This is a genomic window from Pseudomonas sp. MM211 (genome assembly GCF_020386635.1).
Classification (GTDB): domain Bacteria; phylum Pseudomonadota; class Gammaproteobacteria; order Pseudomonadales; family Pseudomonadaceae; genus Aquipseudomonas.
This window is the reverse complement of the sequence record NZ_CP081942.1, coordinates 1452892-1465587: the sequence shown is the minus strand read 5'-3', so window position 1 is coordinate 1465587 and position 12696 is coordinate 1452892. Positions and strand designations below refer to the sequence as shown.

12 protein-coding genes are annotated in these 12696 nt (G+C 62.6%); 3 read left to right on the top strand and 9 right to left on the bottom strand.

Going from position 1 to position 12696, the window contains the following annotated elements; genetic code table 11:
* Positions 1-29: 29 nt before the first annotated feature.
* Positions 30-1214, bottom strand: a complete 1185-nt coding sequence (desA, locus tag K5Q02_RS06540) for a delta-9 fatty acid desaturase DesA (protein ID WP_225837549.1) — start codon at positions 1212-1214, stop codon at positions 30-32.
* 162 nt (positions 1215-1376) lie between these two features.
* Here desA and dibA point away from each other — a divergent pair, with 162 nt between their 5' ends.
* Positions 1377-3638: a phosphodiesterase DibA gene (gene dibA, locus K5Q02_RS06535; RefSeq protein ID WP_225837548.1), complete on the top strand. Its 2262-nt coding sequence runs from the start codon at positions 1377-1379 to the stop codon at positions 3636-3638.
* Positions 3639-3691: 53 nt separating this feature from the next.
* Here the strand turns inward: dibA and K5Q02_RS06530 are convergent, their stop codons facing one another.
* Entirely contained in the window at positions 3692-4369 is a 678-nt protein-coding gene (locus K5Q02_RS06530; protein WP_225837546.1) for a glutathione S-transferase N-terminal domain-containing protein, read from the bottom strand.
* Between the two features lie 275 nt (positions 4370-4644).
* On the opposite strand from K5Q02_RS06530, the gene yccS reads away from it, so the two are divergent.
* Together yccS and K5Q02_RS06520 are read left to right on the top strand one after the other, a co-directional pair.
* Entirely contained in the window at positions 4645-6828 is a 2184-nt protein-coding gene (gene yccS / locus K5Q02_RS06525; RefSeq protein WP_225837545.1) for a YccS family putative transporter, read from the top strand.
* Positions 6828-7310, top strand: coding sequence for a GreA/GreB family elongation factor (locus K5Q02_RS06520; protein ID WP_225837543.1), 483 nt, complete (start codon positions 6828-6830; stop codon positions 7308-7310). The genes yccS and K5Q02_RS06520 overlap by 1 nt, the downstream gene beginning before the upstream one ends.
* Before the next feature lie 15 nt (positions 7311-7325).
* Here the strand turns inward: K5Q02_RS06520 and K5Q02_RS06515 are convergent, their stop codons facing one another.
* From K5Q02_RS06515 to K5Q02_RS06485, 7 genes are all read right to left on the bottom strand, one after another.
* A complete protein-coding gene (locus K5Q02_RS06515; RefSeq protein ID WP_225837541.1) occupies positions 7326-7832 on the bottom strand; it encodes a M48 metallopeptidase family protein in 507 nt (168 codons plus the stop codon).
* A gap of 42 nt (positions 7833-7874) precedes the next feature.
* Positions 7875-8963: a PQQ-dependent sugar dehydrogenase gene (locus K5Q02_RS06510; protein ID WP_225837539.1), complete on the bottom strand. Its 1089-nt coding sequence runs from the start codon at positions 8961-8963 to the stop codon at positions 7875-7877.
* Positions 8964-8989: 26 nt separating this feature from the next.
* Positions 8990-9433, bottom strand: a complete 444-nt coding sequence (locus K5Q02_RS06505) for a hypothetical protein (RefSeq protein WP_225837537.1) — start codon at positions 9431-9433, stop codon at positions 8990-8992.
* A 326-nt stretch (positions 9434-9759) separates the two neighbouring features.
* A complete protein-coding gene (gene fba, locus K5Q02_RS06500; protein ID WP_070880313.1) occupies positions 9760-10824 on the bottom strand; it encodes a class II fructose-bisphosphate aldolase in 1065 nt (354 codons plus the stop codon).
* A 75-nt stretch (positions 10825-10899) separates the two neighbouring features.
* Entirely contained in the window at positions 10900-11229 is a 330-nt protein-coding gene (locus tag K5Q02_RS06495) for an MliC family protein (protein ID WP_442963972.1), read from the bottom strand.
* Between the two features lie 17 nt (positions 11230-11246).
* Complete coding sequence (locus tag K5Q02_RS06490; RefSeq protein WP_225837535.1) at positions 11247-11441, bottom strand: hypothetical protein; 195 nt, start codon at positions 11439-11441, stop codon at positions 11247-11249.
* Between the two features lie 75 nt (positions 11442-11516).
* Positions 11517-12695: a phosphoglycerate kinase gene (locus tag K5Q02_RS06485; protein ID WP_225837532.1), complete on the bottom strand. Its 1179-nt coding sequence runs from the start codon at positions 12693-12695 to the stop codon at positions 11517-11519.
* Between the last annotated feature and the right edge of the window lies 1 nt (position 12696).

Here is a 12696-nt window from a genome sequence, read left to right as displayed (position 1 = left end):
CAAAGCCCCGTGCGCGATTGCGCGCTAGGTCACACTGCGGCGGGGCGCAACGAGTAGGTTTTGAGCTGCTCGGCAAAATCACGAAGGGACTGAATGCCACTGGCTTCGGCGTCCTGCACCCAGTGCTTCATCGCTTCGAGCATGTCATGGCCATTGGCGCTGGTCTTGGCCCAGATCTGCTGCAGCGCCAAACGCTTCTCGTAGATAACCTTGAGCGCTTGACTGTGCGCCAGCATCGCATCGATATGCACCTGCTGCTTATCCTGAAGCAAGCTCGGCTCACGGGATAGCAGCCGCTTGGCGCGGCGGAACTGATGACGTACCGACTCATCAGCCTTGGCCAGCTCCTGCTTGACCAGCGGGCCGATCACCAACTTGCGGTACTGGGCCATGATCTGGAAGCGGTTGTTGAGGATCGCCATGGCGGTGTCCATATCCAGGACGCCCTTGCCAGGAACGCGGTGCGCGATCGGTGCGACCCGCTGTACTTTGGCCAGACGCAGAAAGCTGAACAGCTGTATCCACGCCCAGCCCATATCGAACTCCCAGCGCTTGACCGACAGCTTGGCCGAGTTGGGATAGGTATGGTGGTTGTTGTGCAGCTCTTCGCCGCCCACGATGATGCCCCAGGGCACCAGGTTGGTGGCCGCGTCACGGCACTCGAAGTTGCGATAGCCGACGGCATGGCCAAGGCCGTTGATGACACCGGCGGCCCAGAACGGAATCCACATCATCTGGATCGCCCAGACGGTAAGGCCGAGCGCGCCGAACAGCGCCACATTGATGATCATCATCAGGGCGATACCGCCCATGGGAACACGCGAGTAAACCTTGCGCTCTACCCAGTCATCGGGGCAGTTCTTGCCGTAGATACGCAGGGTATCCTGATTCTTCGCCTCTTCGGCGTACAATTCAGCACCTTTACGCATAACCGTGCCCAGCCCTTTCACCACCGGGCTGTGGGGGTCTTCGGCGGTCTCACACTTGGCGTGGTGCTTGCGGTGGATGGCCGTCCACTCGCGGGTGTTCATGGCAGTGGTCAGCCACAGCCAGAAACGGAAGAAATGCTTGAGCGCAGGATGCAGTTCCAGGGAACGATGCGCCGAGTAACGGTGCAGATAGACCGTCACGCTGACGATGGTGACGTGGGTCATCAGCAAGGTGACGACAATGACTTGCCAGACCGACAGATCGAGAAAACCGTTGTACCACATGGGCAGGGGTACCTCTTGCAGGGAAAGACGCGGCGGCCGATGGCCGACTCCTGCATTATCAACATCATCGGGTGGAAAACCACTTGGTCTTTTGGCTGAGGATGTTACAACGGTGGCACCAACCGTCGCCCTTACCCGTAACAAAGAACCCAATCACCCGCTATGAGTACTCGCCAAGGCGCATTGCGCCTGACTTTTAACTATCTGTTGGCAGCCGGGCTGTGGATCGTCTTCAGCGATATGCTGTTGGCGTCGCTGGGCCTGACTGTCCGACAGACGGAGCAGATCCAGGTCTGGAAAGGCCTGATCTTCGTACTGCTGACCAGCGCCTTGCTCTACGTGACGATACGTCGCCATCTCGAACGGCAGGCCCGCATCGGCTCAGCCCTGCAGGCGAGTGAAGAGCGTCTCAGCCTGGCGCTTTCGGCAACCGAAGATGGCCTGTGGGATTGGGATTTGCGCCACCAGAGCATCTATTACTCCGCCGGTTACCACGCGCTGCTGGGCATGAAAAACGGCGAACTGAGCGCTGATCGCGAGCAGTGGATGCAACTGCTGCATCCTGACGACAGGCAGCATTACCAGCGCGCGCTCGCCGACATCATGCAGGCAACCAGCGACACCTCTTACGAGAATACCTACCGCCTGCGCCATCGCGACGGCAGCTACCGATGGGTAATGTCCCACGGCCGTTTGCGCCTCGACGCCCAGGGCCGCCCAGAGCGTTTCATCGGCACCGTAAGGGATATCACCCAACGACGCGCCGATGCCGACAGCCTGCGTCAGGCCGCGGCGGTCTTCGAAGCGACACAGGAAGGCGTGCTGGTCACCGATGCGCGACAGAACATCGTGCACATCAACCCCGCGTTCAGCCGCATCACCGGCTACAGCGAAGCGGAAATCCTCGGCAAGCACCCCACGCTGCTGAAATCCGGCCGCCACGACGCAGCCTTCTACCAGCACCTCTGGCACAGCCTGCAAACTCAAGGCACCTGGAGCGGTGAAGTCTGGAACCGCCGCAAGAACGGTGAAATCTACCCGCAGTGGCAGTGCATTCGCGCCATTCATGATGACAACGGCCTGGTCAGCCATTACGTCGCGGTGTTCTCCGACATCACCGTGCTCAAGCACTCCCAGCACGAGCTGGATCACCTCGCCCACCATGACCCGCTGAGCAACCTGCCCAATCGCCTGTTGTTCACAGAACGTGTCGAGCACGCCTTGGAGCGGGCCCAGAGCGAGGCGGATCGAGGTGCAGTGCTGGTGGTCGACTTGGATCACTTCAAGCATATCAATGAAAGCCTCGGCCATAACGTCGGTGATCTGCTGCTCAAGGCCACCGGCGAACGCCTGGCCAGCCAGCTCGGCAAGGGCACCACGCTGGCGCGCCTGGGCGGTGACGAGTTCGGCCTGCTCAGCGAAGACTGCAAGCAGACCGAGCAGGCCGCTCACCTGGCGCAACGGCTGATCGACTGTCTAAACGAGCCGTTCATGCTCGATGGGCAGGAGCTGTTCATTTCCGCCAGTATCGGTATCTGCCTGTATCCGGATGACGCGAAAACCGTCGAGCAGGTGCTGCGCAACGTGGATTCGGCGTTGTTCAAGGCCAAGAGCAGCGGGCGCGAAGGCTTCGCCTTCTATGATCAGGAACAGACCGAATACGCCCGACACCGGGTGGAGCTGATCGCCGGCATGCGCCACGCGATCGACAACGACGAGCTGCGCGTGCATTACCAGCCGCTGCGCTGCCTGGCTGACGGGCGCATGATCGGGGTCGAGGCGCTGGTGCGCTGGCAGCATCCGCAGCGTGGCTTGGTACCGCCGGGCGAGTTCATTCCGATCGCCGAGGACAGCGGTATGATCAACGCCATCGATGCCTGGGTGCTAGAACACGCCTGTCGGCAGATGGTCAGTTGGCGCGCCGCGGGCAGTGCCCTGCAGTTCGTCGCAGTGAACATTTCCAGTCGCCTGTTCAGCCGTGGCGAACTCGATCAACGCGTTGCTCAGGTGCTCGCCGACACCGGGCTGCCAGCCGAATGCCTGGAACTGGAAGTGACCGAGAGCGCAGTGATGGACGACCCGGATCAGGCCCAGGCGCTGCTCGAGCGTTTGCGCAGCCTGGGTGTACGCCTGGCCATCGACGACTTCGGCACCGGTTACAGCTCACTGGCACGCCTCAAGCGCCTGCCGGTGCAAAAGCTCAAGCTCGACCAAAGCTTCGTCGCCGGCCTGCCCCATGACAAGGACGACCGGGCGATCACCCGCGCGGTCATCGCCCTCGCCCACAGCATGGAAATGAAGGTGCTCGCCGAAGGCATTGAGCGCGGTGAACAGCAGGATTACCTGCGCCAGCTCGGTTGCGACTATGCCCAGGGATACTTCATCGGCCACCCCGTACCCGCCGACGCGCTGAACCTGGAGTAGCGATGCGTCACCAGTGAGCCCAGCCGATAGAGCAGGGCTCACCACTGGCAGACTCAGAACAGCGCTTTGCGCGCTCCGCTGCTGAGCACTTCTTCGGGGCGCTGGGAAATCGCCTCGGCGACCTGATAGGCACGCTGCACCGCAGAGCGGTTGCCCATCCGCGCCAGCCAGGCGGCCATGTTGGGGAAGTCTTCGAGACGCTGACGCTGCAGCTCCCAGCCTTTGGCCCAAGGGTAGATGGCGATGTCCGCTATCGAATAATCGCCGGCCACGTATTCCTGACCTTCGAGCTGACGATCCAGAACACCGTACAGGCGGGCGGTCTCCTTGACGTAGCGGTCGATGGCGTAAGGAATCTCCTCAGGTGCGAAACGCACGAAGTGATGATTCTGCCCGGCCATCGGCCCCAGGCCGCCCATCTGCCAGTGCAGCCATTGCTGAACCTGAACGCGCAGCCGCGGCTGCAGCGGCATGAACCGCCCGACCTTGTCGGCCAGGTACTCGAGAATCGCGCCGGACTCGAACACCGAGATCGGCTCACCACCATCACTGGGGTTGTTGTCGACGATGGCCGGAATCCGATTGTTCGGCGAGATTTTCAGGAATGCCGGCTCGAACTGCTGGCCGGTACCGATATTCACCGGATGCACGTTGTAGTCCAGGCCGCTTTCCTCGAGAAAGATGCTGATCTTGTGGCCGTTGGGGGTCGTCCAGTAATGGAGGTCGATCATGGGGCACTCCTTTCGATCGGGCGCAGCTGCTCTGCAACTGCCGATTGCAATGGGTAGAACTTGGAGCCGGGCCACCCGCGCAGAGTTCAGGCCCGGTGACCTGCCAGGCGCTGGAGTCGTCCAGCATGCCTGCCAGCAACGTGGCCGCCAGCGATACTTTTACGCACATGGCGCGAACCGCCTCTCGTCCTGCACACTCCAAGCGAGGCACAATCGAAGCGCCGTATGCTGATGGCTGCGGCCCAGCCCATTCAATCGTGAGGTCGCTAACCCGGATGTCGTCCCCCTCCCTGCGCCACTCCCTGCGTCGTCTCTGGGCAATGGACAAGTTCAGCTACAGCCTGCGGGTGTTCATCGCCCTGGGCGGCAGCCTGGCGCTGTGCTGGTACCAGGGCTGGATGCACAGCCTGATCCCGCTGTTCCTCGGAGTGATCGCCAGCGCCCTGGCGGAAACCGACGACAGCTGGCAGGGCCGCCTGACCGCGCTGCTGGTAACGCTGGGCTGCTTCAGCGCTGCGGCCTATACGGTGGAGTTCCTGTTTCCCTACCCCTGGCTGTTCGTCAGCGCCCTGGCCCTGTCGGCGTTCTCTCTGACCATGCTGGGCGCCCTGGGAGAACGCTTCGCGACGCTCGGCTCGGCGACGCTGATCCTCGCCGTGTACAGCATGATCGGCGTGGAGCAGCGCGGCGGCATCGCCGGGCTGTGGCTGGAACCGTTGCTGCTGGTCGCTGGCGCCGCCTGGTACGGCGTGCTGTCGGTGATGTGGCACGCATTGTTCGCCCATCAGCCGGTGCAGCACAGCCTGGCGCGGTTGTTCCGGGAACTGGGCCTGTACCTCAAACTCAAGGCGGCGCTGTTCGAACCCTTGCGCCAGCTCGACGTGGAAGCCCGCCGCCTGGCTCTCGCCAAGCAGAACGGGCGCGTGGTGGCGGCACTCAACGCGACCAAGGAAATCATCCTTCATCGGGTCGGCAACGGCCGCCCAGGGCCGAAAGTCAGTCGCTACCTGAAGCTGTACTTTCTCGCCCAGGACATCCACGAGCGCGCCAGCTCCTCGCACTATCCGTACAACGCCCTGGCCGAAGCGTTCTTCCACAGCGACGTGATGTTCCGCTGTCAGCGCCTGCTGCGCCTGCATGGCAAGGCTTGCCACGCCCTGGCCCAGGCCATCGAGCTGCGTCAGCCGTTCGAGTATGGCGAGCAGCACGGTCAGGCCCTGGCCGATCTGCAGGCCTCGCTGGAGCACCTGCGTATCCAGAGCAACCCGGCCTGGCGGCACCTGCTGCGCTCGCTCGGCGCCTTGGCGGGCAACCTCGGCACCCTCGACCGCCTGCTGGGCAGCGCCAGCAACCCCGATGCTCTGGCCGAGGAACAGGACAGTTCCCTGCTCGACCGCGAGCCACAATCGCTGCGTGACGTATGGGAACGCATCCGCCTGCAGCTCACCCCCACGTCACTGCTGTTCCGCCATGCCCTGCGCCTGTCCATCGCCCTGGCCGCCGGTTACGGCGTGCTGCACTGGATTCACCCCACCCAGGGCTACTGGATTCTGCTGACCACCCTGTTCGTCTGTCAGCCGAACTACGGTGCAACGCGGATGAAGCTGGTGCAGCGCATCATCGGCACCGTGCTCGGCCTGCTGCTTGGCTGGGCACTGATCGACCTGTTCCCGGCCCCGCTGATCCAGGCGTTCTTCGCCGTCGCAGCCGGCGTGGTGTTCTTCGCCACCCGCTCCAGCCGCTACACCGTGGCAACGGCGGCCATCACCCTGCTGGTGCTGTTCTGCTTCAACCAGGTGGGCGACGGCTACGGGCTGATCCTGCCGCGCCTGTTCGATACCCTGCTCGGTAGCCTGATCGCCGGCCTCGCGGTATTTCTGATCCTGCCGGACTGGCAGGGCCGTCGCCTGAATCGCGTGGTCGCCAACACCCTGAGCTGCAACAGCACCTACCTGAGGCAGATCATTCGCCAGTACGCCGAGGGCAAGCGCGACGACCTCGCCTACCGCCTGGCCCGTCGCAACGCCCACAACGCTGATGCAGCGCTGTCCACCACCCTTGGCAACATGCTCATGGAGCCCGGGCATTTCCGTAAGGAAGCGGACATCGGCTTCCGCTTTCTGGTGCTCTCGCACACCCTGCTCAGCTACCTCTCGGGCCTCGGCGCGCACCGTGGTGAAGCCCTGCTGGCGGATGAGCAAAGCGAGCTGCTGAGTAGCGCCGGGCGCATCGCCGAAAGCCTCGACGAGATCGCTCGCGGCCTCAACGAACAAAGCCCGATAGCCATTCAGAGCGACAGCGAGGAACACCTCGCCACAGCCCTTGAGCAGATCCCGGAAGAGCTGGAGGATGCGCAGCGGCTGGTACAGACCCAGTTGTCACTGATCGCTCGGCAGCTCGCCCCGTTGCGCACGCTGGCCGTTCACCTGCTGAAGAATCGTCCCAAGGCGGCTGCATGATGGATAAGCAACCCATCGTCCAGCAGGTCATCGAGCAACTGACTGCCGACCTGCTGGCCGCCGAACAGGCAGCGCGGGTCGCCCACGAAACGGCGACCCACGAAGAGAACATCGCGGAAAACAAGTACGACACTCTGGGTCTGGAGGCGGCCTACCTGGCTGCCGGCCAGGCACGCCGGGTGGAGGAAATCGGCCAGAGCCTGCGGGCCTGGCGGCAGTTGCAGTTGCGCCCCTACGACCAGGCATTGGGTATCCGCCTTGCCGCTCTGGTGTTGTTGGCTGACGAGGATGGCCGTGAGCAGTGGCTGTTCCTCGGCCCGGATGGTGCAGCCATCAAGGTACGCATGGAACAGCGGGAAATCCTCGTGCTCAGCCCCAACGCGCCACTCGGCCAGCGCCTGCTGGGGCGCCATCCCGGTGATGAGATCGAGCTGCAAATCGCCGGGCGCATACAGCATCACGAAATCATCGCGGCGCATTGACCAGCGCCAAAGGATTCAGCTCGGGGGATTGGACTGCAGATCGCGCCAGGTCAGGTACAGACGCAGGTCGAACTCCAGTTGCTGGTAGTCCGGCAGCATGTACTCGCAGAGTTTGTAGAACGCCTTGTTGTGGTCGCTTTCCTTCAAGTGCGCCAGTTCGTGCACCACGATCATCTGCAGAAACTGCGGTGCGGCGTCGCGAAACAGCGAGGCAACGCGGATCTCTTTCTTGGCCTTGAGCTTGCCGCCTTGCACCCGGGAGATGGTGGTGTGCAGGCCGAGGGCACGATGGGTCAGATCGAGGCGATTGTCGAACAGCACCTTGTCGATGGCCGGTGCGTTCTTCAAGTGCTCCTGCTTGAGCGCCATGACGTAGGCGTATAGCGCCTTGTCGCTCTGGATCGCGTGGCGGCCCTCATAACGCTGCGCCAGGTAATCGCCCAGGCGCTCGCCGGCGATCATCTGACGCACCTGATCCTGCAAAGAGACGGGATAACCCTGGAGATACTTCAGTGGTGTCATGACGGTTCACGCATCTGGGCTGGCGGCGAATTATGCCTCAACCTACAGGGGCACGACCCGCAATAGCCGGCCTTCGGCGTTATCCGTAAGCAGGTACAAGGCACCGTCAGGCCCATCGTAGACGCCACGGATGCGCTCTTCGAGCTCCAGAAACAGCACGTCTTCACCGGCCAGACGCCCTTTGTCCAGGCGCACTCGGCGTACGCTCTTTTCCGCCAGGGTGGAGACGAACAGGTCGCCCTTCCAGTGCGGGAAACGGTCACCGGTGTAAAGCGCCAGCCCGGAGGGTGCTACCGATGGCGTCCAGTGCAACTGCGGCGGCAGATAGCCCGGCAGCTCGGTGAATGGCGTGACCATGGCCCCGGTGTAATCGACGCCGAAGGAGGTCAGCGGCCAACCGTAATTGCCGCCAGCCTGGATCAGATTCAGCTCGTCGCCGCCCTTGGGGCCGTGCTCGTGGCTGTACAACCGCTTGCGACTGCTGTCATAGACGATGCCCTGCACGTTGCGGTGCCCCAGGCTGTAGATCTCTTCGGCAGCACCGGGCTGACCGCGCAGCGGATTGTCTTCGGGAATGCTGCCGTCACGGTTCAAGCGCACCGTTTTGCCCAGGTGATTGGCCGGATTCTGCGCCTGCTCGCGCCAGTCGAAGCCGTCTCCCAGGGTCAACACCAGGGTCTCGTCGGGCAGAAAGGCGATCCGCCCGCCGTAGTGCGAAGCGCCGGCCTTGGCCGGCTGGGCGGTGAACAGCACCTCGAAGTCGCGCAATTCGCCATCGACCAGGCGAGCCCGCGCCAGTCGCGTGTTGTTGGCGTCGATATCACCATGGGCATAGCTCAGGTAGATCCAGGGATCGTTGGCGAACGCAGGATCCAGCACCACCTCCATCAAGCCAGCCTGAGTGGCGACGAAGGGCGTCGGCATGCCCTTGATCGGCTCGGCCTGCAGCTTGCCCTGGGCATCGATCAGGCGCAGTTGCCCGGTACGCTCGGTAACCAGCATGCGGCCATCGGGCAGGAAGGCCAGCGACCAGGGATGCTCGAGACCGCCAGTGACAGTTTCGATCCGGTAATCGGCATGGGCCAGAGCACCTGCGCAAAGGCCCAGCATCAGCAGGACAGCTTTCAACATCACACCTTTGATTCGAGGAAAGATCATCAACGGCCAGCACCGCTAAAGCGGGCGAAGGCCAGGCTACCCAGGCTGCCGCAAACCATCAGTGCCGCGGTGCCGGCCAGGGTACGGTTAGCGCCGATCAGCGTCGGCATGGGTGCCACGGCATTGGCCACACACAACGCCAACCAGACCGCCAAGGCGCCGGCGAGCAGGAACACCAACCAGCGCAGCGCGCCCAGAGCAGGCGCAAACCAGGCAGCCAAAGGCAGTGCAATGATGAACGAAGCGATGACCAGTGCGGCGAACGTAGGGCTGAAGCCCAGCAGATCGTGCAGGGTGGCCTGCATGCGCACGCCCATGGAGATACTGGCGCCGAGCTGTTGCAACGCGGCGAGATTGAACTGGGTCTGGACGATGCTGCCGAGCAGCGTAGCCACGACGACGGCCACACAGAACGGCAGCCAGGGGCGGGAATTTTGAGGCATGGGAGCCGACATCCTGAAACGCGTGGCGGCAGTATGGCGTAGAGCAAGCACCAAAGCGGCGCAGGTGTTTTACATGGTTTTACGCCGGCCGAACGCGCGCTCGAAAAATCGCCTGGTGGCAACGTTCAATGAGTATGTTCATGACGGTCGTATACGTAGGATGGCGTGGAGCGAAGCGATACCCATCGCAACAGGCGGTGCAGAACGATGATGGGTATCGTCGCTGCGCTCCTCTACCTGCGCGGCCATCAGCCCAGTGCGGACATAAAAAAGCCGCTCGTCCATGACGGACAAGCGGCTTCTCGGTGCGAGGCGGAACGCTTCGATCAGTTGATCTTGGCGGCCAGCTCACCCTTGGCGTAACGCTGGAACATACCTTCCAGGGAGATCGGTTTGATCTTCGAGGCGTTGCCGGCGGTGCCGAAGGCTTCGTAGCGGGCGATACAGATATCACGCATGGCAGTGATGGTATGGGCGAAGTATTTGCGCGGGTCGAACTCGCTCGGGTGCTCGGCCAGGAAGCGGCGGATGGCACCGGTAGAGGCCAGACGCAGGTCAGTATCGATGTTGACCTTGCGCACGCCGTACTTGATGCCTTCGACGATCTCTTCGACCGGCACGCCGTAGGTCTCTTTGATCTCGCCACCATGCTCGTTGATGATCGCCAGCCAATCCTGCGGCACCGAGCTGGAACCGTGCATCACCAGGTGAGTATTGGGGATGCGTTTGTGGATCGCCTTGATGCGCTCGATCGACAGCACGTCACCGGTTGGCGGCTTGGTGAACTTGTAGGCGCCGTGGCTGGTGCCGATGGCGATGGCCAGGGCATCGACCTGAGTCTTCTTGACGAAGTCGGCGGCTTCTTCCGGGTCGGTCAGCAGTTGGCTGTGGTCGAGCACGCCTTCTGCACCAACGCCGTCTTCTTCGCCGGCCATGCCGGTTTCCAGGCTACCTAGGCAGCCCAACTCACCTTCAACCGATACGCCGCAGGCGTGGGCGAAGGCAACGGTCTGCTGCGTGACACGCACGTTGTAGTCGTAGTCGGCGGGGGTTTTGCCGTCTTCTTTCAGCGAGCCGTCCATCATCACCGAGCTGAAGCCCAGCTGGATGGAACGCTGGCAGATGTCCGGGCTGGTGCCGTGATCCTGGTGCATGCACACCGGGATATGCGGGAACTCTTCGATCGCAGCGAGAATCAGGTGGCGCAGGAACGGCGCACCCGCGTACTTGCGGGCACCAGCGGAGGCCTGGACGATGACCGGCGAATCGGTCTTGTCGGCAGCTTCCATGATGGCGCGCATCTGCTCGAGGTTGTTGACGTTGAAGGCCGGCACGCCGTAGCCGAATTCGGCGGCGTGGTCGAGCATCTGGCGCATGCTGATAAGTGCCATGTTTTGCTATCTCCCGATAGGGCTCGTTAATCGTTCAAGCCTGCCGCAGTGGCAGGCGCTATTCAAGTACTGCTGTCAGGGCGCCTTGCAGCCGCGCCCCAGCAAATCGTCATTGGCGGTACGGTAGATCAGGCCTTCCTCACCCTTGGTGTGAAAGGACAGCGTACCGTCGCTGTACAACACGCCGGAACCCGCGGGCTCCTGGCTCAAGCGGTGGACGACATCGCTGCCACCCATCCGCACATCGACTTTCTCGTGGGCACTGTCGGCATAGCGCCAGAACACTTCGGCATGGCTGTCACACACCCAGCGGTTCCATTCCTGGCTGTCGGCATAGTCCTTCCCGGCACAGCCAGCGAGCATTGCCAGGCCGAACAACACGGCGGCACCTTTATAACGGTTCATCGCACTCTCCTTGTTACCTAGCAGTTCTGCTCACCAACGGGCGGCGTCGAATCACCGGTGATCTGCCCTTCGATGCGCGGTTCGTCGCGCGTGGTCGGCAGATCGATTTGTGCCGGGCTGAACACATCGCACGCTTGCTCGCGCGGCGATCCACCACCGGCACACCCACCCAGAACAGCACACACCACCACTACCATGGCCATGTTACGCATGAGGTCACTCCTTGCTGGCTAGTATCCGTACAAGGTAATGACCGCCCGCAGGAGCCAAGGTTTAGGCGTTCTGCCTTACTTGGCTGCGCGTTGCTGCAACACTTCGACTGCCGGCAGTACCTTGCCCTCGACAAACTCGAGGAAAGCGCCGCCACCGGTAGAGATGTAGGAAATCCGCGACGCCACATCGTACTTGTCGATGGCCGCGAGGGTGTCGCCACCACCGGCAATGGAGAACGCCGGGCTTTCCGCGATGGCCAGGGCCAAGGTCTTGGTACCTTCACCGAACTGATCGAACTCGAACACACCAACCGGACCGTTCCACAGAATGGTCTTCGAGGCCTTGAGCAGCTCGGCGAATTGCGCTGCAGTTTGCGGGCCGATGTCGAGGATCATGTCGTCGTCAGCCACATCGGCCACCGCCTTGACGGTCGCAGTCGCGGCTTCGGAAAACTCCTTGGCGACCACTACGTCCACAGGCAGCGGCACGCTAACCTTGGCGGCGATGGCCTTGGCGGTATCGACCAGATCGGCCTCGTAAAGGGATTTGCCGACCGGATAACCGGCAGCGGCGAGGAAGGTGTTGGCGATGCCACCACCGACGATCAGCTGATCGCAGATGCTGCTCAGGCTGTTCAGCACGTCCAGCTTGGTCGACACCTTGGAGCCAGCGACGATCGCCGCCATCGGCTGAGCGGGGGCACCCAGTGCCTTGCCCAGTGCATCCAGCTCGGCAGCCAGCAGCGGGCCGGCAGCGGCGACCTTGGCGAACTTGGCCACGCCATGGGTCGAGCCCTCGGCACGGTGGGCGGTACCGAAGGCATCCATGACGAACACGTCGCACAGGGCGGCGTATTGCTGAGCCAGCTCGTCGGCGTTCTTCTTCTCGCCCTTGTTGAAACGGACGTTTTCGAACAGCACCAGATCACCGGCCTTCAGCTCGACGCCGCCCAGGTAGTCCTTGATCAGCGGTACGTCGCGGCCCAGGGCCTTGCTCAGGTAATCGGCGACCGGCTTGAGGCTGTTCTCTTCGCTGAATTCGCCTTCGGTCGGGCGACCCAGGTGCGAGCAGACCATCACCGCAGCGCCCTTTTCCAGAGCCAGTTTGATGGTCGGCAGGGCCGCGAGGATGCGCGCATCGCTCTTCACCACGCCGTCCTTGACCGGCACATTGAGGTCTTCGCGGATCAGCACGCGCTTACCTTGCAGGTCGAGGTCGGCCATTTTCGTGATGTTTACGGAAGCTGCAGTCATT